The organism is Hamadaea flava, from assembly GCF_024172085.1.
GTDB lineage: Bacteria > Actinomycetota > Actinomycetes > Mycobacteriales > Micromonosporaceae > Hamadaea > Hamadaea flava.
In genome coordinates this window covers 5,974,158-5,996,894 of sequence record NZ_JAMZDZ010000001.1, presented here as the reverse complement: position 1 = coordinate 5,996,894, position 22,737 = coordinate 5,974,158, and the positions used below count along the sequence as shown (strand labels likewise).

22 protein-coding genes are annotated in these 22,737 nt (G+C 70.7%); 13 read left to right on the top strand and 9 right to left on the bottom strand.

Annotation, left to right across the window (positions count from 1 at the left end; translation table 11 throughout):
• The first annotated feature begins 27 nt into the window (after positions 1 to 27).
• The gene (locus HDA40_RS28125; protein ID WP_253760811.1) at positions 28 to 825 is read left to right on the top strand and encodes a putative protein N(5)-glutamine methyltransferase; all 798 of its coding nucleotides are present in this window, start codon (positions 28 to 30) and stop codon (positions 823 to 825) included.
• On the opposite strand, the gene HDA40_RS28120 is transcribed toward HDA40_RS28125, so the two are convergent.
• Positions 786 to 1,046 (bottom strand): acyl-CoA-binding protein, encoded by a 261-nt coding sequence (locus tag HDA40_RS28120; protein WP_253760810.1) that lies wholly within the window; start codon positions 1,044 to 1,046, stop codon positions 786 to 788. The two genes, HDA40_RS28125 and HDA40_RS28120, sit on opposite strands and share 40 nt — an antisense overlap.
• A 53-nt stretch (positions 1,047 to 1,099) precedes the next feature.
• Here HDA40_RS28120 and dinB point away from each other — a divergent pair, with 53 nt between their 5' ends.
• Complete coding sequence (dinB, locus tag HDA40_RS28115; protein ID WP_253760809.1) at positions 1,100 to 2,287, top strand: DNA polymerase IV; 1,188 nt, start codon at positions 1,100 to 1,102, stop codon at positions 2,285 to 2,287.
• Positions 2,288 to 2,591: 304 nt separating this feature from the next.
• On the opposite strand, the gene HDA40_RS28110 is transcribed toward dinB, so the two are convergent.
• From HDA40_RS28110 to HDA40_RS28095, 4 genes are read right to left on the bottom strand one after another with little or no spacing between them, the layout of a single operon-like run.
• Positions 2,592 to 3,845 (bottom strand): ABC transporter permease, encoded by a 1,254-nt coding sequence (locus HDA40_RS28110; RefSeq protein WP_253760808.1) that lies wholly within the window; start codon positions 3,843 to 3,845, stop codon positions 2,592 to 2,594.
• The gene (locus HDA40_RS28105; RefSeq protein WP_253760807.1) at positions 3,842 to 4,516 is read right to left on the bottom strand and encodes an ABC transporter ATP-binding protein; all 675 of its coding nucleotides are present in this window, start codon (positions 4,514 to 4,516) and stop codon (positions 3,842 to 3,844) included. Before HDA40_RS28105 ends, HDA40_RS28110 begins: the two co-directional genes overlap by 4 nt.
• Positions 4,513 to 5,568, bottom strand: a complete 1,056-nt coding sequence (locus HDA40_RS28100; protein ID WP_253760806.1) for a peptidoglycan-binding protein — start codon at positions 5,566 to 5,568, stop codon at positions 4,513 to 4,515. The genes HDA40_RS28105 and HDA40_RS28100 overlap by 4 nt, the downstream gene beginning before the upstream one ends.
• Entirely contained in the window at positions 5,565 to 6,125 is a 561-nt protein-coding gene (locus HDA40_RS28095) for a hypothetical protein (RefSeq protein ID WP_253760805.1), read from the bottom strand. The genes HDA40_RS28100 and HDA40_RS28095 overlap by 4 nt, the downstream gene beginning before the upstream one ends.
• 118 nt (positions 6,126 to 6,243) lie before the next feature.
• Between HDA40_RS28095 and HDA40_RS28090 the strand changes: the two genes are divergently transcribed.
• The 4 genes from HDA40_RS28090 to HDA40_RS28075 all read left to right on the top strand — a co-directional run bounded on the left by HDA40_RS28090 (position 6,244) and on the right by HDA40_RS28075 (position 9,359).
• Positions 6,244 to 6,900: a response regulator transcription factor gene (locus HDA40_RS28090; protein WP_253760804.1), complete on the top strand. Its 657-nt coding sequence runs from the start codon at positions 6,244 to 6,246 to the stop codon at positions 6,898 to 6,900.
• Positions 6,897 to 8,015: a sensor histidine kinase gene (locus HDA40_RS28085; protein WP_253760803.1), complete on the top strand. Its 1,119-nt coding sequence runs from the start codon at positions 6,897 to 6,899 to the stop codon at positions 8,013 to 8,015. The genes HDA40_RS28090 and HDA40_RS28085 overlap by 4 nt, the downstream gene beginning before the upstream one ends.
• A 74-nt stretch (positions 8,016 to 8,089) precedes the next feature.
• Positions 8,090 to 8,584, top strand: coding sequence for a SigE family RNA polymerase sigma factor (locus HDA40_RS28080; RefSeq protein ID WP_253760802.1), 495 nt, complete (start codon positions 8,090 to 8,092; stop codon positions 8,582 to 8,584).
• A 1-nt stretch (position 8,585) separates the two neighbouring features.
• Positions 8,586 to 9,359, top strand: coding sequence for a hypothetical protein (locus HDA40_RS28075; RefSeq protein WP_253760801.1), 774 nt, complete (start codon positions 8,586 to 8,588; stop codon positions 9,357 to 9,359).
• Between the two features lie 115 nt (positions 9,360 to 9,474).
• Here HDA40_RS28075 and HDA40_RS28070 read toward each other — a convergent pair whose 3' ends face one another.
• Entirely contained in the window at positions 9,475 to 11,628 is a 2,154-nt protein-coding gene (locus HDA40_RS28070) for a putative bifunctional diguanylate cyclase/phosphodiesterase (protein WP_253760800.1), read from the bottom strand.
• Positions 11,629 to 11,911: 283 nt separating this feature from the next.
• On the opposite strand from HDA40_RS28070, the gene HDA40_RS28065 reads away from it, so the two are divergent.
• Positions 11,912 to 13,063 (top strand): sensor histidine kinase, encoded by a 1,152-nt coding sequence (locus HDA40_RS28065; protein ID WP_253760799.1) that lies wholly within the window; start codon positions 11,912 to 11,914, stop codon positions 13,061 to 13,063.
• Positions 13,060 to 13,728, top strand: coding sequence for a response regulator (locus tag HDA40_RS28060; RefSeq protein WP_253760798.1), 669 nt, complete (start codon positions 13,060 to 13,062; stop codon positions 13,726 to 13,728). The genes HDA40_RS28065 and HDA40_RS28060 overlap by 4 nt, the downstream gene beginning before the upstream one ends.
• Before the next feature lie 98 nt (positions 13,729 to 13,826).
• Here the strand turns inward: HDA40_RS28060 and HDA40_RS28055 are convergent, their stop codons facing one another.
• On the bottom strand, positions 13,827 to 16,301 hold the full coding sequence (locus HDA40_RS28055; RefSeq protein WP_253760797.1) for an ABC transporter permease: 2,475 nt from the start codon (positions 16,299 to 16,301) through the stop codon (positions 13,827 to 13,829).
• A 2-nt stretch (positions 16,302 to 16,303) separates the two neighbouring features.
• A complete protein-coding gene (locus HDA40_RS28050) occupies positions 16,304 to 17,023 on the bottom strand; it encodes an ABC transporter ATP-binding protein (RefSeq protein WP_253760796.1) in 720 nt (239 codons plus the stop codon).
• Positions 17,024 to 17,112: 89 nt separating this feature from the next.
• Here HDA40_RS28050 and HDA40_RS28045 point away from each other — a divergent pair, with 89 nt between their 5' ends.
• The 4 genes from HDA40_RS28045 (at position 17,113) to HDA40_RS28030 (ending at position 21,191) form a co-directional block, all read left to right on the top strand.
• Entirely contained in the window at positions 17,113 to 17,910 is a 798-nt protein-coding gene (locus HDA40_RS28045; protein WP_253760795.1) for a TIGR02452 family protein, read from the top strand.
• A gap of 9 nt (positions 17,911 to 17,919) precedes the next feature.
• Positions 17,920 to 18,894 (top strand): winged helix DNA-binding domain-containing protein, encoded by a 975-nt coding sequence (locus HDA40_RS28040; RefSeq protein ID WP_253760794.1) that lies wholly within the window; start codon positions 17,920 to 17,922, stop codon positions 18,892 to 18,894.
• A gap of 202 nt (positions 18,895 to 19,096) precedes the next feature.
• Positions 19,097 to 20,158, top strand: a complete 1,062-nt coding sequence (locus HDA40_RS28035) for an N-acetylmuramoyl-L-alanine amidase (protein WP_253760793.1) — start codon at positions 19,097 to 19,099, stop codon at positions 20,156 to 20,158.
• Between the two features lie 151 nt (positions 20,159 to 20,309).
• On the top strand, positions 20,310 to 21,191 hold the full coding sequence (locus HDA40_RS28030) for an SGNH/GDSL hydrolase family protein (RefSeq protein ID WP_253760792.1): 882 nt from the start codon (positions 20,310 to 20,312) through the stop codon (positions 21,189 to 21,191).
• On the opposite strand, the gene HDA40_RS28025 is transcribed toward HDA40_RS28030, so the two are convergent.
• On the bottom strand, positions 21,188 to 21,760 hold the full coding sequence (locus HDA40_RS28025) for a CGNR zinc finger domain-containing protein (RefSeq protein WP_253760791.1): 573 nt from the start codon (positions 21,758 to 21,760) through the stop codon (positions 21,188 to 21,190). The two genes, HDA40_RS28030 and HDA40_RS28025, sit on opposite strands and share 4 nt — an antisense overlap.
• 48 nt (positions 21,761 to 21,808) lie before the next feature.
• On the opposite strand from HDA40_RS28025, the gene HDA40_RS28020 reads away from it, so the two are divergent.
• Complete coding sequence (locus tag HDA40_RS28020) at positions 21,809 to 22,735, top strand: ketopantoate reductase family protein (protein WP_253760790.1); 927 nt, start codon at positions 21,809 to 21,811, stop codon at positions 22,733 to 22,735.
• Positions 22,736 to 22,737: the final 2 nt, after the last annotated feature.

Below are 22,737 nucleotides of genomic sequence, written 5' to 3'. Positions count from 1 at the left end.
AATACGCACGAGTAGGGTACGTATGCGATGGCTGTCACGTTCACCCAAGCCGTGGCCCGGCTGCGGTCCGCTGGTTGCGTCTTCGCCGAGGACGAGGCCGAGTTGATCCTCGCCGAGGCCGATCCCGCCGCCGTCGACGGTCTGCTGCGCCGCCGGGAGGACGGCGAGCCGCTGGAGCAGATCCTCGGCTGGGCGGAGTTCTGTGGACTGCGGATTCTCGTCGAACCCGGGGTCTTCGTGCCACGCCGGCGCACCGAATTCCTTGCCCGGCAGGCCGCCGCGTACGCCCGGCCCGGCTCGATCGTCGTAGACCTCTGCTGCGGCACCGGCGCAGTCGGGCGGGCCGTCGCCGAATTCGTCCCCGGCGTCGAGGTGTACGCCGCCGACGTCGATCCCGTCGCGGTGCGCTGCGCCCGGACCAACCTGACCGGTGCGCTGCTTCACGCGTATCAAGGAGATCTGTTCGAAGCCCTGCCCCGCGAGCTGCTGGGGCGCGTCGACGTGCTCGCGGTGAACGCGCCTTATGTCCCGAGCGACCAGATCGCGTTGATGCCGCCGGAGGCGCGTGACCACGAGCCGCGCGCCGCGCTCGACGGCGGCCCGGACGGCGTGACGATCCACCGCCGCGTGGCCGCCGGCGCTCGCGCGTGGCTCAAGCTGGGCGGCCGGGTCCTCATCGAGACGAGCGACGAGCAGGCCCGAGTGACGGAAGCGGCGCTGGTCGACGGGGGTTTCCGCACCGAGATCGCGGTCGACGACGACCTCGGCGCGACCGTCGCGATCGGTCAGTCCTCAGACTGGAGCTTTTTCACCAGCTCGATGTAGCGGGTCTGCGCGGCTTCCTGATCCGTGCCGGCCAGCTCGCTCCAGGCGTCGAACTTGGCCCGGCCGACCAGGTCGAACATGCCCGGCCGCTTGCCGGTCGCGTCGCCCTGGCTGCCCTGCTTGTAGAGCGCGTAGAGCTGGAGCAGGACATCGTTGCCCGGGCGCGTCGGCAGCTGCTTGACGTCGGCCTGGGCCTGCGCGAAGTCGTCGGTGACAGACATGGTCGTCAGCCTATCGCTACCCTTGTGTCGAACATTTGTTCTATGATCCGGGAATGGAGGGCGCCTCGATTCTGCACGCCGACCTCGACGCCTTCTACGCGTCGGTCGAGCAGCGCGATCGACCCGCGCTCCGCGGCAAGCCGGTCATCGTGGGGCACGGTGTCGTGCTCGCGTGCAGCTACGAGGCCAAAGCCCGAGGGGTACGCACAGCGATGAACGGTCGTCAGGCCCGCCTGCTCTGCCCGGACGCCATCGTGCTCGAACCCCGGATGTCGGCGTACTCGCAGGCCAGCAAGGCTGTCTTCGAAGTGTTCCGGGACACCACGCCGCTGGTCGAGCCGATCTCGATCGACGAGGCGTTCCTCGAGGTCGGCGGGCTCCGGAAGATCAGCGGCACGCCGACCCAGATCGCCGTACGCCTGCGCGCCGACGTTCTGGACCGGGTGGGACTGCCGATCACGGTCGGGATCGCCCGGACGAAGTTCCTCGCCAAGGTGGCCAGCCGCGTCGCCAAACCGGACGGGATCCTGGCCGTCGAGCCCGATCGCGAACTGGAGTTCCTGCATCCGCTGCCGGTCCAGATGCTCTGGGGCGTCGGCCCGGTGACCGCGGCCAAGCTGGCCGAACGCGGCATTCGCACCGTCGCGCACGTCGCCCGGATCGGCGAGGCGGCGTTGGTCTCGATCCTCGGTGGGCATGCCGGCCGGCACCTGTGGGCGCTGGCCCACAACAAGGACGCCCGCCGCGTGGTGACCGGCCGCCGCCGCGGCTCGATGGGCGCCCAACGGGCCCTCGGCCGGGGCCATCAGTCCTACGAGGAACTCGACGCGACGCTGGCCGGGCTGGTCGACCGGGTCACCCGGCGGATGCGCAAAGCGGACCGGCCAGGCCGGACGGTGGTGCTGCGGATGCGTTTCCGCGACTTCACCCGAGCCACCCGATCGCGTACGCTCAGCCGCCCCACCGTGCAGACCGAGGAGATCCTCGCCGCCGCTCGGACTCTGCTGACCGCCGTGCGACCCATGATCGCCGTACGCGGCCTGACGCTGCTCGGGATCAGCGTCGGCAACCTGGAGAACCAAGATTTCATGCAGCTCGAACTGCCCTTCGGCACCCCCGACCGGGTGGCCCTCGACGGGGCGCTGGACGCGGTCCGGGATCGGTTCGGCAGCAGCTCCGTCACGCGTGGGGTGCTTGTCGGCAAGGGCCCCGGGCTGGAGATGCCCATGCTCCCCGACTGACTCTCGTTCACTTCGGGCTCGTTCACTTCGGGCTCGTTCACTTCGGGCTCGTTCACTTCGGGCTCGTTCACTTCGGGCTCGTTCACTTCGGGGCGGGTGATCTTGAACAGAAAATGCTGCTCTGGCGACGCTTTCCGTTCAAGATCACGTCGGGCGAAGTGGATCTAGGCGAGAAATGGTCGCCTGGGCCGCCATTTCTCGCCTAGATCATCTGAGAGCCGGCGCGGGAGCCCGGGGGGAGCCCGGGGGGAGCCGGCGCGGGAGCCAGGGCGGGAGCCGGCGCGGGAGCCCGGGCGGGAGCCGGTCAGGGGGCCGCGAGCGCCTCCGTCGGGGAGAGCCGGGCGGCCCGGATGGCCGGGTAGAGCCCGGCGATCGCCCCGATCACCACGGTGGCGCCCATGCCGCCCAGCGTCGCCCACGCCGGAACCACCGCCGGCCAGGTCTGCGTACGGGCGTACAAGCTGGTGACGAGGATGCCGACGAGGACTCCGCCGAGTCCGCCCAGCGCCGCGAGAAGCAGCGATTCCGCGAGGAACTGCAGCAGGATCTGCCCTCGGGTGGCGCCGAGCGAGCGCCGCAGGCCGATCTCGGCCCGGCGTTCGAGGACGGAGATGACCATCGTGTTGGCCACGCCGACCCCGCCGACCAGCAACGCCACCGCGCCGAGGCCGAGCAGCAGCCCGGTGAACGCCTGATCGGTGGCCTGCCGGGCGGCCAGCGCGTCGGACGGCCGGGACACCCGTACCTCGTTGGGCGCGGCCGGGTTGGCCGTCGCGGCCAGCACCGCCCGCACCGACGTGACCGCGTCGTCTCGCGTACGCGTGTAGACGGTGGTGGGCAGCCCGTCGAAGGCCAGGTAGGACTCCGCGGCCGGGAATCCGATCAACGCGGCGACGTCCAGCTCGGGTGCCAGCGCGACCGGTTGCAGGATGCCCACGACGGTGAAGTACCGGCCGCCGACCAGCACTTGGACCCCGTCGCGAACGGAGTAGACGCCGAGCCGCTGGGCGGCCGACGCGCCGAGCACCACCGCCGGATAGCGGCTGGTCGCGTCGTTGAGCCAGACGCCGTCGGCGAGCTGCGCGGCGACTGTCGCCGGCAGATCGAGGTGCGCCGCCAGAACCGACATCCCGCCGGTTTGGATCGCCGGAATCCGATCGCTGCGGAACACGGAGAGATCCGGTACGCGCCCGATCGCGGCGACGCCGGTGACCGGGCCGATGCGCCCGATCATCGCGACCGACTCGGCCGGCAGCACCGCCCGGCCGCCCATCATGGTCTCGCCCGGCGAGACCGTGAGGAGGTTGGTGCCGAGCGCCGCGAGCTGCTTGTCCAGTTGCGCCCGGCTGGACGAGGAGATCCCGACGACGGCGATCATCGCGGCGATGCCGATGGCGATCCCGAGCGCCGAGAGGAAGACCCGCAACGGCCGCGTACGCAGTCCGGCCGAGCCGACCCGCAGCACATCGGCGGGCCGCAGCCGCGAAGGACGCAGGCTCGTGCTGCTCCTGCGATCACCGTCCGGCGGCCGGCGCTCGCCTGAGGTGAACCTGCTCATGACACGACCTGCCCGTCTCTCATGTGGATCTGGCGCGGCAGGCTGTCGGCGATCTCACGATCGTGCGTGATGATCACGACCGTCGTGCCGCCCTCGTGCAGCGCCCGCAGCAGCCCCATGACACCCGCGCCGGACGACGAGTCGAGATTCCCCGTCGGTTCGTCGGCGAGCAGCAGCGCCGGGTCGCCGACAATGGCGCGCGCGATGGCGACGCGCTGCCGTTCACCGCCCGACAGCTGGTGCGGCCGATGCTCCAGTCGTTCCCCCAGCCCGACGCTGACGAGGGCCTGCTCCGCCCGCCCGCGTCGGTGCCGGGCCGGCACGCCGCTGTACAGCAGCCCGTCCGCCACGTTGTCCATGGCGGACTGTCCCGGGGCCAGGTGGAACTGCTGGAAGACGAACCCGATCCGGCTCGCGCGTACCGCCGACAGCTGGCGGTCGGACAACCGAGCCACGTCCAGGCCGTCGATGCGTACCGTGCCCCGGGACGGCCGGTCCAGCGTGCCGATCAGGTGCAGCATCGTGGACTTGCCGGAACCCGACGGGCCGGCGATCGCCACCAGCTCGCCGCGCCCGACCGTCAGGCTCACCTCGCGCACCGCCAGCACACCTGGGTACGCCTTGGTCACGCCGTCCAGTTCCACGACGGAATCCCCATGGGACTCGGTCATGACGGCATCCCCACGGTGGCTCCCTCGCGGAGCCCGTCCCCGGTGACCTCGACCCGGCCGGTGGCGAACAGGCCGACCCGCACGGCGACGATGCGCGTGGCCGAGCCGTCCACGACCTGTACGCCGTAGCCGCCCTCCGACAGGGCCAGCAACGCCGCCACCGGGACGGTCAGGACGTTCTCCCGTTTCCCGGCGGTGAATCCGACGTCGATGGTGGCCTGGTCGAACGCGGCGAGCGTCTGCTGATCGTCGGGCGCGACGGACACCCGGATCACGGTCTTGGCGGGATTGTTGCCCTCGGCCGGCTTGATCACCGTACGCGCCCGCACGATCTTGCCGGGCACGGTCTTGCCGTCGGGCAGTTTCAGGGTGACGGCGCTGCCGACCTGAGCCAGGCGCTGTTCGGCCACGCTCAGCTCGACGCCGACCAGCTTCTGCGAACCGGTCGTGTCGAGGACCGCCATGCCGGGGCCCGTCGAGTCGCCGATCGCGGCCTGCTGGGCGTTCACGCGTACGGGTCCGGGGGCGTAGTAGACCCGGCCGAGGTCGATCACGCCCGTCTGGGCCACCCCGAGCGCCTTCTGCCACTTCTTCACCGCCGTCGTCGTGGACGCCGAGAACGTCCCGTCGACGGTGAACCCCCGATAGCCCAAGGCGTACAGGTTCTGCTCGAACTGTTTGACGTCCGGGCCCTTCATCCCGGCCACCAGAGCCCGGTACGCCGGCAGCACGCCGTACAGGAGCACGACTGGATTGTTGTCCACGCGATAGATCGGCTGCCCACGGCGTACCGCTGCGTTTTGTGCGGGCAGCGCGGTGATCGTGCCCGGCAGCTTGCCGTTGACCTGGACCGAGTCGCCGTAGCCCAGCTCGCCGCTCTCGGTCTGGCTGTCGACGAGTGTCTGACGGGTGACCGTCGCGGTGGCCGGGGGCAGCTTCGCGGCCGAGGGCGCCGACGGGCCGGAGCCGATGCCCTTGGCCGCGACCACGGCGACACCGATCGCCAGGACCACCGCCGCCGTCCCGAGGCCGGTGAGAATCCGGCGCCTCATCGCCCGTTGCCCGAGTTCGTGCCCGGCGACTCGCCGGGCGGCGGCGGCGCGAACTTCTGGCACTCCTTGTCGGCCGCCTGGTACGCCGGACTGGCCGGGTCGATGCCGGAGGTGTTGCCGTCGAGCTGGAAGCCGTAGTCGGTCGGGTCGGGGAAGTTCTTCAGGCCGTGCTCGCGCATGCATTGGGCGTATTTGCGCAGCTGGTCGAGCCGGGCGGGGTCGAGCTTCTGCGGCTCGCCGCCGTTGGGCAGGTAGGGCTTGCACTTCTGCATCGCCGCGTCGACCTTGGCCGGGTCGGCGCCGTCCGGCGCGCTCAGGTCCACCCCGCCGCCGTCGCTGAACTTCGGGTCGGGCCAGTCCGGCAGGCCGTTCTCGCGCATGCACTTGGCGAACTGGAGCGCCCGCGCCTTCTCGTCGACCGCGCCGGTGACGCTCGCGGTGGCGCTGGGGCTGGACGTGCCGTTGGCGCTGGCGACGCCGTCGCCGTCGCTCTTCGAGCACCCGGCCAGTGCCGCCGTGGCGAGCAGGCCGATCGCGATCGCTGCTCTTATCCGCATGGTTCGTCTCCTTCGAGAGGGATCCTGTCGGCGGTCAGTAGATCGGCCGCGGGATTTCGCGGCCGTCACCGAATTCGTTGACAGCGAGGTGACATCACCGTGTGTCACCATGGGATTCATGCGGATCTTGGTCGTCGAAGATGAACCCCTGGTCGCCGACGCGGTCGCGCACTGGCTGCGGGGTGACGCGCATGCCGTCGACGTCGTCCACGACGGCGGGGCGGCCCTCGAGCGCATCGACGTGAACGACTACGACGTGGTAGTCCTGGATCGTGATCTGCCAGTGGTGCACGGCGACGACGTATGCCGGGCGCTGGCCGGGCGCGGCGGCGAGACGCGGGTCCTCATGCTGACCGCGTCCGCCGACGTCGCCGACCGGGTCTCCGGGCTGTCGCTGGGCGCCGACGACTACTTGCCGAAACCGTTCGCGTTCGCCGAGCTGTCCGCCCGCGTCACCGCGCTGGGCCGCCGCGCCCGCCCGGCCACGCCGCCGATCCTGCACCGCGGCGGCATCCGGCTCGACCCGCATCGCCGGGAGGTCTACCGCGACGGTCGCTACGTCCCGTTGTCCCGCAAGGAGTTCGCCGTGCTGGCCGAGTTGCTGCGCGCCGACGGTGCGCCGGTCTCCGCCGAGCAACTCCTCGAAAAGGCCTGGGACGAGAACGCCGACCCGTTCACCCACTCGATCCGCATGATCATCCTGAAGTTGCGCCGCAAGCTCGGGGAGCCGCCGATCGTGCTCACCGATCCGGGTGTGGGGTACCGAGTGCCGTGAAGCGGTTGACCTTCCGCGCGCGGCTGACCCTCGTCTACGGCTGCCTCTTCCTGGTCGCCGGCCTGGTCATGCTGGCCATCACCTACGTGCTCGTGGCCGATCGGCAGATGCCGAGTTTCAATGTCGGCTACACGTCGGCGAACCCGGGCGACGCGGGCACGCTGGTCAACCAGGTCTCCGAATCCGCCTGGGACGTGGCGCTGAACGCGCTGCTGACCCGGGGCGGCATCGCCCTGGCGGTGGTGGTCGTGGCGGCGACCGCGATCGGCTGGCTGCTGGCGGGTCGACTGCTGCGCCCTCTCGACAAGATCACCGACACCGCCGTACGCATCGCCGACGCGCCCGCCGCGGATCGGGGCCTGCACGAGCGCATCGGTCTCACCGGCCCGCACGACGAGGTGAAACGGCTCGCCGACGCCTTCGACACGATGCTGGAACGGCTCGACCACGCCTTCGACGGGCAGCGGCGCTTCGTCGCCAACGCCTCCCACGAGCTGCGTACGCCGTTGACCGTGAACCGGTCGCTGCTGGAGGTGGCGCTCTATCGCGGCGAGCCGACTCCGGAGCTGACCCAGCTGGGCCGGACGCTGCTGGAGGTGAACACCCGCCACGAGCAGCTGCTGGACGGACTGCTGGTGCTGGCCCGCGCGGAGCGCTCGGAAGGCGGCGTCGCCGATCGGTCCTATGTAGATCTAGCCGACATCGTGGACCACGTCGTCTCGGTGACCCCGTTCGGCTCGCTCGACCTGCGGCTGGCCGCCGAGGAGGCCGCCGTCACGGGGAACCCGCCACTGCTGGAGCGGCTGGTGCAGAACCTCGTTGACAACGCGATCCGTTACAACCTCCCGGACGGTTTCGTCGCCGTCTCCTGCGGCCCCTCGGCCGCCGGCGTCTTCGTGGCCGTCGAGAACAGCGGGCCGGTCATCCCCAAGTACGACGTCCCGGCGCTGTTCGAGCCGTTCCACCGAGGCAGCCGGACGGCCCATCAGGCTCCTGGTGCGGGACTCGGGCTGTCCATCGTCCAGGCCATCGCGCGAGCGCACGGCGGCGACGTCCGGGCCGAATCGCGTACCGGGGGTGGGCTGGTGGTGACGGTGACCCTGCCACCCGCGTGAATCCGCGTGCAACCCCCGGCCGCACTCGCTTCGTCGTGCCAGTGACCGACGTCGCGAGCAGAACGGGGAGCGTCGTGAGACAAGCCGACGAGGACGATTTCCAGGTCTACGTCAGCGCACGGATGGACCGCTGGCGGCGTACGGCGTACCTGCTGTGCCGGGATTGGCATCTGGCCGATGATCTGGTCTCCGTGCTGGTCGGCAAGCTCTACCGGCATTGGCGGGAGGTCGCCGGGGCCGACAACCGCGACGCGTACGCGCAGACGGTCATGACGCGTACCTGGCTCGACGAACGACGGCGTCCCTGGCGGCGACGCGAAAAGGTCGTGGACGTGCTCCCGGATCACGGCTCCGACCCCACCGACCCGGTCGTCGACCGCGCCGGTCTCGATCGGCTGCTCGCCTCGTTGGGCCCCCGTCAACGCGCAGTCCTCGTGCTGCGCTTCTACCTGGACTACTCGATCGAGGAGACCGCGGCGATCCTCGGCGTCTCCACGGGAACCGTGAAGAGCCAAGCCTCCCGCGGGCTGGCCACGCTGCGCTCGACCGCCTCGAAGATGGGAGCCTGACATGTCCCGAACTCTGTTCGACGAAGTGATCGGCGAGGTCCCGCCGTCGGCCGTAGACGTGCCCGGCATCGTCGCCCGGCAGCGCCGGAACCGGCGTCTCCGCAGCGTCGTGGGGGCGGCCGGCGGCGTCGTGGCCGTCCTCGCGGCGGTCACGTTGGCCTTCGGTGTCACCGGGTCGCCACCCCAGCCACCGCTCACGCCGTCGCCCAGCCCCACCGCGCACGTCTTGCGCTACGAACCGTCGTTGCCGTCCTTTCCCACCTACAACTGGCTCGGCGACGAACTGGACCGGGCGCTGCGAACCGCCGCGCCGGACGCACAGTGGATTCTCCAGCCGGCGGAAGGCGCGTACAGCGGAGCCGACGGCGACGCCCCCCGGTTCAGCGGCAGCACGACGGATGTGCGGACCACGTGGGGCGTACGCGTCGGCGATGTGCGGGGGACGATCCGGGTCGAGTTCACCGACGCGCACTGCCGGCAGGCCGACGGACAGGTCTACAACTGCTGGGACGAGCTGCCGTGCGAGAAGAACACCTGCACCCGCGGCACCACACCGGGCGGGCTGCGTACCGTGATCATGCAGTACACCTCGGGGCCCCACGACCACGTCAACCGGGTCATGGTCGCTCTAGCGAACGGGACGCTCGTGTCGATCGGCGTCGACAACAGCTTTCAAACCGCTCGGGACCAGTACGCATGGGCTGCTCACCCACCGCTGTCGATCGGGGCGGTCGAGCAGCTCGCGGGCCTGCTCGGCGACCGAATCGCCGCCTGATCACCAGACTGACCGCCGACGGGCGCTGGATCAGGTTTCCGGGTCGAATCTTGGATCGTGATTCGACCGAGAACCCTGACCCAGCGCCCGTCGCGGAAGTGCCCGTCACGGAAGCTCAGGGTTGGCTGTTCTGGCGGGCGATGAGCCGCCCGACTTGCTCGGCCGGGCCGGGCCGGCCGAACAGCCAGCCCTGGGCGGCGTCGCAGCCGAGCGCGCGCAGCCGGTCCGCCTGGGCTTGGTGTTCGACGCCTTCAGCGGTCACGCTCAGGCCGAGGTCGTGCGCCAACGTGATGATCGCGGAGAGCAGCCGGTCGTGCTTCGGATCGACGCTCGACCCGGTACGCAATGGCTTGAGGAACTCCCCGGCCAGCTTCACCTGGCGAACCGGCAACCTCGTCAGGTACGCCAGGTTGGCGTACCCGGTGCCGAAGTCGTCGATGGCGAGCCGGACGCCGGCGTCGGCGAGCCGCTGCAGTTCGCCGACCGGTCCGCGGTCGTCGCCGAGCACGGCGGATTCGGTGAGTTCGAGTTGCAGTCGTTCCGGGGGCATCCCGCCGTCGGTGAGCACTTGCATCACGTCGTCGACCAGGCCGGGCCGGCGGAGTTGGCCGACCGCCACGTTGACGCTGATGTAGCAGGTCAGCGTGGGATTCGCGGCGGCCCATTCGCCGGCTTGGCGGCAGGCGGCGGCGAGCACCCAGCGGCCGACGGCGGCGATGTGGCCGGTCTCCTCGGCGACCGGGATGAACTGGTTCGGCGCGACGATGCCCAGCTGCGGATGCCGCCAGCGGATCAGCGCCTCCACTCCGCGGAGCCGCCTATCCTCGAGCCCGACGATGGGCTGGTAGTCGCAGAAGAACTCCTGCCGCGTCAACGCGGCGGGCAGCGCGGTCGCGAGGGTGTGCTGGGTGATCTGCCGGGCGCTGTCGCGCGGGTCGTAGCGGGCCAGCCGGCTCTTTCCCTCGGCCTTCGCCCGGTAGAGCGTGATGTCGGCGGCCCGCATGAGCGCCTGCGGATCGGCGCCGACCGCCCGGGAGTCGACGACGCCGATGCTCGCCGAGATGGTCAGTTCCCGGCCACCCACCTGGAACGGCTCGCGCAACGCGGCCAGGATCGCCTCGGCCGGGCCGACGACGGCCGCCTCGCCCACGCAGTCGTCGTCGAGCACCACGAACTCGTCGCCGCCCAGCCGGGCCACCAGGCGATCGCCGTAGGCGACGGCCGTCTCCAGCCGCCGGGCGACCGCGATGAGCAGCTGGTCGCCGACGGCGTGCCCGAGGCTGTCGTTGACGTCCTTGAAACCGTCCAAGTCTAGAAAGGACAGTCCGAGCCGGCCGCAGGCCGGTTCGGCGAGGCGCTCGGCCAGCCGCTCGGCGAACAACGTCCGGTTGGGCAGCCCGGTCAGCGCGTCGTGCCGGGACTCGTGCCAGAGCTGATCCTGCAGCCGTCGCCGCTCGGTGATGTCGACGGTGACCCCGATCAGGAAGCCGGGCGCGCCGTCGTCGTCGCGCACCATCGACATCGACAGGTCCAGCACCAGCCGGCTGCCGTCGGGGCGTACGCGGGTCGTCTCGGTGCGGAAGTGATCCCGGCCACCCGAGAGCAGGTCGAGATAGCGGCTGGAGGTCGGGCCGTGCCCGCTGTCGCCGATGATCTCCCCGACCGTCCGGCCCCGGATCTCCTCCGGCACGAAGCCGAGCATCCGGGCGAACGCGGTGTTGACCTCGAGCAGGCGGCCGCCCAGGTCGACCATGGCGATGCCGACGGCGGCGTCGGCGAAGACGGCTCGAAACCGGGCCTCCACGACGCGCCGGTCGTCGTCGGCGAGGCGGACGGCCCGGAGGGCGGCGCGCTGGACGGCCTCCTGCTCGGTCCGGGTGCGTACGCGCAGCGCCTGGGCGTATCCGGCCGACAGGCCGCCGAGCAGCTGGCCCAGCCGAGCGCGCAACTTGATCTCGTCCTCGGCCCCGGGTTCGCCCCGGATCTCGTCGAGGAAGCCGTCGGCGAACACCTCGATCGTCCGGCGTACCGCCGCTGGGCTGTGAAAATCGGCGCCGACCAGGGCCGCCGCCACCTCTTCCGCACGCGCCTGGGCGCTGTCGTCCCGCAGTGCGGCCGCGAGCTCACGGGTCAGCCGTTCGAGGAACTCCGTCAGATGCGGCACGGGCCCGTCGCTGGTCCCGCCGATCGCCTCCGCCCAGCGCCGGGCGAATCGTCCGAGGCCGTCGGGCTCCACCGGCTCGGCCGGCGCCGGCACGTACGCGTTCATCGGCGGATTCGGGCTGCTGGTGGCCCAGTCCCGCCCGACCTGGATCGGAACGCCATTCCCCCTTGCCCTTCGACGGCCGGCCGTCCCGTCACGCCACTATGGACGACATTGTGGACGGCATCGGAGATGCGGAAGTGCGGTAACAGGCGAAGCATACGTCCAGGGCGCCCGGCCGCGACACCCGAAGACCTCAGCTTCCCGCTGTCGGAGGAGCATGCCGAGGATACACACCGGTGAAACCGACATATCGGTCACGCGCCGGCCGCCGGATAGGCTCACGGGTATGCGCAACCCGAGGTCCCTCGCGTTCGACCTGCTGGTCGCGGCGGGTGTCGCCAGCCTGGCCTGCCTCCCGATCTTCCTGCGGCAGACACCCCGGCCGCTCATGTGGCTCGGCCTGGCCATGGCGGCGGCGCTGCTGGTGCGGCGCGGCCGGCCGCTCTGGAGCATGGGCGTCATCTCGGCCGCGGCCCTGGCCCAGGTCCTGTTCTGGGGGCCGGCCAACGATCCGCTCCCCTATGACCTGGCCGTGCTCATCGGCATGTACAGCGCGGTCAAGTACAGCAAGACCCTGCGCGGCGGCCTGATCTCCGGGTTCGTCGTGATCATCGGGATCGTCATCGAGGTCGCCCGGCATTCCGACGCCGAGCACTGGTGGCAGCAGGCGCTCTTCTACGCCGGGGTCTGCGGCGGCGTCTGGCTCATGGCGTACACGGTGCGTCAACGGCGAATCTACGTCGCGGGCCTGGAGGAACGCGCGGCGAGCTTGGAGCGGGAGCGCGCGCACCTGGCCCGGATCGCGGTGGCCGACGAGCGCGCGGTCATCGCTCGGGAGCTGCACGACGTGGTCGCGCACAGCCTCGCGGTGATGGTCGTGCAGGCCGACGGCGGCCGGTACGCGCTGGACGCCGATCCGGAGAAATCGCGGCAGGCCATGGCGACGGTGGCCGAGACCGGACGCGCCGCGCTGGAGGACATGCGGCGGCTGGTGGGCGTGCTGCGGGGCAGTGCCGACTCGCCGCAGAGCCGTCGCCGGATCACCTTGGCCGAGCTGGAGCCGCTGGTCGCCGGGGCGCGCTCGGCAGGGCTGACGGTCCGGGTGGCCAACACGGTCGGCGCCGTGGACGCGCCCGCGCTGGAGCTGGCGGTCTACCGGATCGTGCAGGAGGGGCTGACGAACGTGCTGCGGCATGCCGGGCCGGACGCCCAGGTGGACCTGGATCTGCGGCGCGACGGCGACGAGATCGTGGTGGATCTCTGTGACAGCGGCTGCGGCGGCACGACCAGTGCCGAAGGGCACGGCCTGACCGGGATGCGCGAACGCGTCTCCGTGCACGGCGGCACCTTGCTGGCCGGTCCCCGCGCCGCCGGCGGCTGGCAGGTACGCGCATCGCTGCCCGTGGGAACCCCGCTGCCGCAGGCGGTGGCCGGATGAGGGTGCTCATCGTCGACGACCAGCCGTTGGTGCGTACCGGGCTGGAGATGATCCTGTCGTCGCAGCCCGACATCGACGTGGTCGGATCGGCCGGGGACGGTTCGGCGGCCGTCTCCCAGGTACGCGAATTCGCCCGCCGGGGAGAGCCGGTGGACGTCGTCGTGATGGACATCCGGATGCCGGTCCTCGACGGCGTGAGCGCCACCCAGCAGCTCACCGAGCAGCCGGACGGGCCGAAGGTGCTGGTCCTGACGACGTTCGACACCGATGAGGACGCATTCGCCGCACTGCAAGCGGGTGCGAGTGGTTTCCTGCTCAAGAACGCCCCGCCGGAGGATCTGCTCGGCGCGATCCGCGCCGTCGCAGCCGGTGACGCCGTGGTGGCCCCGCGGGTGACCCGCAAACTGCTCGACCACTTCGCCGGCCGGTTCGTGGTGTCCACCGCCGAACCCCGGTTGGCCACACTGACCGACCGCGAACGCGAGGTCGTGCTGCTGGTCGCGCAGGGCCTGTCGAACGCCGAGATCGCCGGGAAGCTGGTGGTCGCCGAGGCCACCGTGAAGACGCACGTGGGACGCGTACTGACCAAGCTGGGGTTGCGCGACCGGGTGCAGATCGTCGTGTTCGCGTATGAGACCGGGCTGGTCCGGGCTTCGCTTTCTTAACCGCCCCCGCTCGCGATAAGCGCTGGATCAGGGTTCCGGGTCGAATCTTGAGGCAAGATTCGACCGGGAACCCTGATCCAGAGCCCAAGGAATGAGGGCTAGTCGGCCATCGCCGCCACGATCGCTCCACGCCCGGCGCGGCGCGCGGGCAGGACGGCGGCCAGGCAGCTCGCCAGCGCCGCCAGCAGCAGCATCCCGGTCAGCCAATCCCACGGCACCACGATGACCGGATCGATGTCCCGGAACGCCGCCAGCAGCACCAGGGGTGCGTACACCAGGCCGAAGGCGATCCCGACGAGCGCGCCGACCACGCCCATGAGCAGCGCCTCGGCGAGCAGCATCCCGCGCAGTTGACCCCGGGTCAGCCCCAGTGCGCGCAACGTGGCGGATTCACGGGTCCGCTCGATCACCGACAGCGACAGCGTGTTCGCGATGCCGAACAGCGCGATCAGGACCGCGGTCCCCAACAGGCCGGCGAACAGCCCGATCAGGCCGTTCACCGCCTTCTCCAGGCCGCTCGACAGGTCCGCGACACTGCTTACCTCGACCAACGGGTACGCCGAACCGACGCGGTCGACGATCGCCCGGGAGTCGACGGGGCTGACCCCGTCGGCCGCCTTGACCAGGACGAGGCTGCCGTCACTGGAACCGGCCAGCTTCGCCAGCTCACTCCAGGTCACGAGGCCGTCGAAGCGGCCCGCGCCGGGGATGGTGGTGTCGCCGGAGGCAGCCGTACGCAAGGTCGTCAGCTGCGGATCAGGCTGCTTGTCGTCGACGATGATCGCCCCGTCGACGAGTCCGGCCGGCAGCTGCGGCAGCAGTTCGGGATGGTCGATGGCGCCCAGGTGCAGGGTTTTGCCGTCGACGCGTACCTTCGCGCCCCGGACGACCGCCACCTTGGCCAGTTCGCCGTGCTGCCGGAGCTGGTCGCTGTACGCCGCCGGAATCCGGCCGAGTTCGCCGGTCTTGCCGTCGCGTACCGCCGTGATCACGTAGTCGACCGGATAGTGACTCGCGAGCTGGTCCCGCGCGGTCTCCTTGATGCTGCCGAGCAGCATGCTGAACATGGCCATCAGCCCGACGCCGATCATGAGCGAGGCGGTGGTGACCGCCGTACGCCCCGGATTGCGGCGGGCGTTGGCGACCGCGACTCGGCCGGGCGGCCCGGCGAGCCGGCTGGCGGGCAGTCCGACCAGGGCGGTGAGCCGGCCGATGAACAGCGGCGAGGCCACCAGTACGCCGAGGAAGACCACGACGCCGCCGGCCACCACGATGAACGTCGCGGTCTCCGAGTCCTCCGTCTGCTGGCCTTGACGGGTGACGAGCGCGCCGATCCCCGCGATCAGGAAGGCGATGATCCCCCGGATGATCTTCGCGCGGCGGCTTACCGTGACGGCGCTCGGCAGGTCCCGCAGGGCGGCCAGCGGCTTGGTCCGGGTGGCCCGCAGCGCCGGGAGCACGGCGGCCGCGACCGTCGCCACCATGCCGAGCGTCAGTCCGATGAGGACCGGCGTCGGCCGCAGCACCACCGGATGCTCGGGCACGCCGGCGTCGAGCGCCCCGTTGAGCAGCAGCGGGAGACCGTAGCTCACCCCGATCCCGGCCAGTACGCCGAATGCCCCGCCGACCAGTCCGATCGCGGCCGATTCGAGCAGCGTCGCGGTGAAGATCTGCCGTCGCGTCGCGCCGACGCACCGCAGCAGCGCCGTCTCGCGTAGGCGTTGGGCCAGCAGGATGGCGAACGTGTTGTAGATGACGAACACCGCGACGACGAGGGAGATCACCCCGAAGACGAGCAGGATGAAGGTGAACTGCGTCGCGACCGACGTCGCCTGGTTCGCCAGATCGGTCCGGCGTTCGTCGCCGGTCTGCACCGTCGCGCCGTTCGCCGTCGAGCCGGTCACCGCCGCGCGTACCGCCCCGGCCAGGTCGGTCTGGGCGATGCCGGGACGGGAGCGGATCACGATCTCCTCGAAGCCGGTCTCGCCGGTGAGCCGCGTGATCTCCGCCCGCGGCAGTCCGACGACGCTGAGCCCCGAATACGTCTTCGAGACGCCGAAGTCGACCAGCCCCGAGATCGCGTACACCTGCTTCGTGCCGGCCTTGTCGAGCACCTGAATCGTCTGGCCGATCGACAACTTCTCGTGCGCGGCGGTCTCGGTGTCCAGCAAGGCTTCCCCAGCGCCGGGCACTCGGCCGTCAAGGTCGAAACCGCGCAGACGCTCGTCGTCGGCGACGGAGACGGCGTACCCGGAGCGGCCGTTGTTGACCAGCGGACGGCCGGTCGAGCCGAGCATCGGCAGCGAGGTGACCATCCGGCCCTCGGCGTGCTCGACGCCGGCGACGCCGGACACCGCCGTCAGCTGGTCAGCGGTGAGCGGCTTGTCCCCCGCCAGCACGACGGCGTCCACGTTCCTCGCGGTACGCGCGAACGTCTCGTCGAACCCGGCCTGCGCGGTGTCGCCGAAGATCAGCGTCCCGGCGGTGAAGCCGACGCCGAGGACCACGGCCAGCGTGGTGGCCGCCAGCCGCCGGGCGTGCTTGGTGAGGGACGCGAAGGTGACCCGCCACATCGTCAGACTCCCAACGTCCGCAGCCGGCCCAGCACCGCGTCCGCGGTCGGGTCCTCGATGTCGTCGACGATCCGGCCGTCGGCCAGCAGCACGACACGGTCGGCGTACGAGGCCGCGTTGGGGTCGTGCGTCACCATCACGATCGTCTGACCCAGTTCGCGTACGCTGCGCCGCAGGAAGTCCAGCACTTCGTGCCCGGTCTTGGAGTCGAGGTTGCCGGTCGGCTCGTCGGCGAAGATGACGGCCGGGCGGGGCAGCAACGCCCGCGCGCACGCCACCCGCTGCTGCTGGCCGCCCGAGAGCTGGCTCGGCAGGTGCCCGAGGCGGTCGCCCAGCCCGAGCGTGTCGATCACGGTCGTCATCCACTCCGGATCGGGCTTGGTCCCGGCCAGCTCCAGCGGCAGCAGGATGTTCTGCTTCGCGGTCAACGTGGGCAGCAGATTGAAGGACTGGAAGACGAAGCCGACGCGCGTACGCCGCAGCCGGGTGAGCGCGGCGTCGCCGAGCCGGGTCAGCTCCTGGTCGTGCAGCCGCACTGAACCGCTGGTCACCGTGTCCAGCCCGGCAGCGCAGTGCATCAGCGTCGACTTGCCGGACCCGGACGGCCCCATGATGGCGGTGAACCGGCCCTCGGCGAAGGTGACCGTGACGCCGTCGAGCGCGCGGACGGCGGTGTCCCCTTCTCCGTAGACCTTCGTCAGTTCGGTAACAGACAACGTCATGGTCGCCGACGGTAATGCGAGGTCAGGCCCGGTCGCGTCCACTTGAAGACTGCACTCGGCGTACGCCTCAAGTCGTACGCTGGCCAGTCATGAGCGCGAGACTGCAGGAGATCGCCCGCCAGACGGTGGCGATCGCGGAAGCCGGTTCCTACCGCACCGACGCCGGGGCCGAGATCGACATCGCCGACGCGGTGCGCTCCGCGATCGCGGGCACCCGGCTGCACGGGCCGGACGAGCCGCTCACGCCGCTGGGACCGCAGGCGACCCCGGCGATCGAGGTGACCCGCGAGTCGACGCTGGTCGCCGCGCGCCGCGTCGGCCCGTACGCGGCCGCCCTGAACTTCGCCTCCGCGAAGAACCCCGGCGGTGGCTTCCTCGGCGGGGCGAAGGCGCAGGAGGAGAGCATCGCGCGGGCGTCCGCCATCTACCCCTGCCTCCGGACGGCCGACGAGTTCTACGAGTTCCACCGGGCTCAGCGCGACCTCCGCTACAGCGACCGGGTGATCTTCAGCCCTGGCGTTCCGGTCTTTCGCGACGACAAGGGCCGGTTGCTCGATTCCGCGTACCAGACCTCGTTTCTGACCGCGGCCGCACCGAACCTGGGCGCGATCCACCGCAATCAGCCCGAGGACATCGGAGACGTGCCCACAGTCTTGCGCCGCCGCGCGAGCCGGGTGCTCGCGGTGGCCGCCGCGCACGGACAGCGCGTGCTGGTGCTCGGCGCGTGGGGCTGCGGGGTGTTCCGCAACGAGCCGGCCGTCGTGGCCGACGCGTTCGCCGAGGCGCTCACCGCGGTCCCCTACTTCGATCACGTGGTGTTCGCGGTGCTCGATCCGCTCCCGCACACGCCCGTGTACGCCGCCTTCGCCACCCGCTTCGCCGCCTAGGCTGGGCGGATGCGCGACGACGAGGTCCGGCGACGCCGGTACGCCGCCCAGGGGCTGGCCGAGCGCTCGGACGCCGGCGCTGTCGAGGTGGCCGGACGCCTCGCCGGTTTGCAGGCGCAGGACACCGCCGCGATGCGGCTGTCGGTGCGTGCCCGGACCAGGAACGTCACCGCCGAGGCCGTACGCGCGGAGTGCGCCGAACCGGGGAGGCTGGCCCGGACCTGGCTGATGCGCGGGACGCTGCATCTGGTGCCGGCCGCCGATGTGCGGTGGATGGTGAGCCTCTTCGGGCCGCGTAACGTCGCCGCGGGCAAGGGTCGCCGGGCGCAGCTGGGCCTCGACGATCGGATGTGCGAGAAGGCGATGGCGAAGCTGCCCGCGATTCTTGCCGGACGGGCGTTGAGCCGAGCGGAGATCGTGACGGCGCTGGGCCTGGGTCTGACCGGTCAGGCGCCCGCCCACCTGATGGCGTACGCCGCGGGCATGGGGCTGATCTGCCGGGGGCCGGATCTCGCCAAGGACGAACCCGGGTACGTCTTGCTCGACGAGTGGGCGCCGAAGACAGCCCCGCCAAGCGATCCACTTGCCGAACTCGCCCGGCGGTACGCCGCCGCGTACGGCCCCGCGACGGCGGAGGATTTCGCGGCGTGGTCGGGCCTGCCGATCACGACCGTCCGGGACGCGTTCCGGGCCACGACGCCGGGCGACACTCAGGGGACCGGGCTGCGCCTGCTCGGGGCGTACGACACCTATCTGCTGGGCTATCGCGACCGGTCGCTGATCCTGGACCCCGCGTACGCCCACCGCATCCAGGCGGGCGGCGGCGTCCTGCACCCGGCGGTGGTCGTGGACGGGCGCGTCGTCGGCCGCTGGAAGCGCACGGCGGGACGAGTGCAGGTCGAGGCGTTCGACGGCACCCTCCACAACAGACACCTTGAGCTCGCCGCCGAGGAGGCGGACGTCGCCCGTTTCCTCGCTTCCTGAGCCGTGCGGATCACGGTTATGCGGGCCTCCCAAGCCCTCGGATGCCTGCATAACCGTGATCCGCACGGAATCCACAGCGGAAGCCGAGCGTGAGGTGAAGAAGTAACGACGCAATGTGAAGGCATGTTAAGGCTTGACAGAGCGGTTCGACGCGGCTGAGTATTTCGATGCCCAGAGGTATCCCCCAGCCGAAAGGTCCTCCATGAGCAGTCACCCCATCCGGCGGCGCGCGCTATTCGCTGCGGCCGCCGGCGCCGCCCTCACCCCCTGGGTGGGAGTGCCGGCGTTCGCCGCCAACAAGAAGGTCTACCTCGACCCGGGCCACGGCGGCACCGACTCCGGGGCGGTCGGCAACGGCCTGCAGGAGAAGGCACTGACCCTGAACATCGCGCTGCAGGTCCGCGACATCCTGCTCGCGACCTACTCCGGGGTCGACATCCGCATGTCTCGGACGACCGACGCGACGGTGAGCCTCCAGCAGCGCTCGGACGACGCGAACGCGTGGGGCGCGGACATCTTCGTCAGCATCCACATCAACTCCGGTGGCGGCACCGGCTTCGAGAGCTACCGGTACCTCACCACCGACGCGGCGACCCAGTCGCTGCACAGCACGGTGCACGCGAACGCGCTGGCCGGGATGCGTACTGTCGCCAGTGTCACCGATCGTGGCCTGAAGACCGCCAACTTCCACGTCGTACGCGAGACCAATATGCCGGCGATCCTCACGGAGAACCTGTTCATCGACACCGTGGCCGACGCGAACCTGCTCAAGAACGCGGCCTTCCTGACCGCCGACGCGCGCGGGCACGCCAAGGGCATCGCGACCTACCTCGGGCTGCCCACGAAGACGACCAGCTACAGCACCATCGTGGACAACACGACTTCGGGCCGGTTCACCGCCAGCGCGAACTGGGCGACGTCCACCTACTCGACCCAGCGCTACGGCGCCGACTACCGCTACGCCGACCCGGTGCTCGCCAGCGACGCCGCCTGGTTCAAAGTGAACATCCCGGAGGCGGGCAACTACAAGGTCGAGGTCTGGCACCCGGGCGTCGCGGGCTACAACACCGCGACCCCGCACGTCATCGTGACCTCGTCGGGCAACCAGACCGTCACCATCGACCAGTCCACGGGCGGCGGCGCGTGGCGGTCGCTCGGGACCTTCGCCATGGCCGCGGGTGACTACAACGCCGTCGGCGTCAGCCGGTGGACCAGCGCCGCGGGCTACGTGATCGCCGACGCGGTCCGGGTCACCCGCGTCTGAGGCGAGACTTCCGGGATGACGCCCCTCCGCCGCACCGGACAACGCGTCATCCCGGAACCCCCCGAAGGCTGTCGAGATGTATTGACATCAATAACTTCCGTGAGGACAATCGCGCGTACCGCCCGGTAACAACCGTCCCCCGGAGGAGTCCATGAGTCTCCCGCGCAAGTCCCTCCTGGCCTTCGCGTCCTTCGCGTCCACGGTGGCCGCCCTGATCGCCCTCCCGTTCCTCGCGACCCCCGCGGCGGCAGCCGCGCCGACCGGCAAATACGTGGCGCTCGGCGACTCGTTCACGTCGGGTCCGCTCATCCCGACGCAGGTCGACCTGAACTGCGTACGGTCGGATCGGAACTATCCCCACCTCGTCCGGACCGCGCTCGGCTCGTCCGCGTTCACCGACGTCAGCTGCGGCGGGGCCACCACCGGCGACATCCTGAACCCGGGCGAGGGCCAGCTCGGCATCACCGTCCCGGCCCAGATCGCCGCCGTCACCGGCGACACGGCGCTGGTGACCGTCGGCATCGGCGGCAACGACATCGGCTTCTCCGGCATCATCGAGGACTGTGTCAGTGCCAGCTACGGCAAGCCGTTCGGCAGCCCGTGCAAGGACAAGTACACCGCCAACGGGACCGATCAGCTGCTGGCCCGGATCACCGCGACCGCGAGCAAGATCGCGACCGTGCTGCAGGCCGTGCACCAGGCCGCGCCGAACGCCCGCGTGGTGGTCGTCGGCTACCCGGTCATCGTCCCCGACAGCGGATACGGCTGCTTCCCGGCCGTCCCGATCGCCTTCGGCGACGTGCCCTACCTGCGGAGCACGGAGAAATCGCTGAACTCGATGCTGCGTACCACGGCGGCCGCCAACGGCGCGTCGTATGTGGACACCTACACCCCGACCATCGGGCACGACGTCTGCAAGTCCGGCGGAACTCGGTGGGTCGAGGGTCTCATTCCGACCGTGGCCGCCGCCCCGTTCCACCCGAACCTCAGTGGCGAGCAGGCGATGGCCGCCGCGGTCAAGGCCGCCCTTTAGTCTTCGGCGGCCGCGACACGGCGGCGATATCTCGACATCTTGTCGCGGCTGCCGCAGACATCCATCGAGCACCAGCGCCTACTGCCCGCCCGGGACGTGTCCAGATACAGCAGGGTGCAGGTCTCGCTGGAGCATTCCCGCAGGCGGTCGGCGTGCGGGCTGCCGAGGAGGTCGACGCCGTCGCGAGCCAGCAGGGCGAGCAGCTCTTCCGCGGTCGGCTCCACCAGGCGCGCGGTGAGATCGGCCCGCAGGGCCAGCGCCGGCAGGGCCCGCGCGGCCCAGTCGTTCACCAGCTTCAGATCGGCCGTGGTGGGTCGCTCCCCGAACACCGGCACGCGCATGAGGCGATACAACGCTTCGCGCAACGGGTACGCCTGACGCAAAGCCGTCGTCGTCACCGCCACGGGCCGGTCGGTCAGCCCGGCTTCGGCGAACCAGCGCCCGAGCGCAGCCGGATCCGGCGTCCGCTCGACGGGCGGATTCCGCCATCGTTTGCCGAGCGTGCCGGTGAAGTCCACCGAGGGCCGCCCGGCGACGAACCGGAACGCCGCCTCGTCTGCCGCGATCATGTCACACAGCATAGCTGCGTTACTGGTTCAACTGGTAACGTCCGCGCCATGCGGATTCTTGTCGTAGGAGCCGGGGCCACCGGCGGATACTTCGGCGCACGGCTGCACGAGGCCGGGCGGGACGTCACCTTCCTGGTCCGGCCGCGACGGGCCGAGCTGTTGCGCGAGCGCGGACTGCGGATCAGCGGACTCGGCCAGGAGACCGTGGTGACGCCGAACCTGGTCACCGCGCCGGACCTGGCCGGCCACTACGACATCGTGCTGCTGTCGGTGAAGGCGACGACGCTGGCACAGGCCATCGAGGACACCGCACCGGCGGTCGGGCCGCGTACGGCGGTCGTCCCGTTCCTGAACGGCATGGCTCACCTGGACACGCTGACCAAGGCGTACGGGTCGGACGTGGTACTCGGCGGCGTCGTGCGGGTCATCACGACCATCGGCGAGAACGGCGAGATCCTGCAGCTCGCACCGTTGGCCGACATGACGATCGGCGAACCGGCGGGCGGCGTCTCGGATCGCGTACGCCGGATCGAGGGGGTGCTCTCCGAAGCGGGCTTCGACTTCGCAGTGTCCCCCGACATCCAGACCGCCATGTGGCACAAGTGGGTGTTCATCAGCACCCTCGGCGCCCTCAACACCCTCGTACGCGGCTCCGTCGGCGAGGCCGTCGACGCCGGAGCGGAGCACCTGGGTCCGCAGATCGCGACGGAGGCAGCCGGCATCGCCGAGGCCGCCGGGCACCCGATGCCGGCCCAGGCACTGGCGAACGTCGCGGCGTTCGTGTCCCGGCCCGGCTCGACCGACACGGCCTCGCTCTACCGGGATCTCGTCGCCGGTCAACCGACCGAAGCCGAACAGATCCTCGGCGACCTCACGGCTCGGGCCAGGGCTTTCGGCGTATCAACGCCGCTTTTGGACGTGGCGACGGCGAGCCTGCGCGTGCACGAGCAGCGGGTGGCGCGCGGAGCTGTGTGACA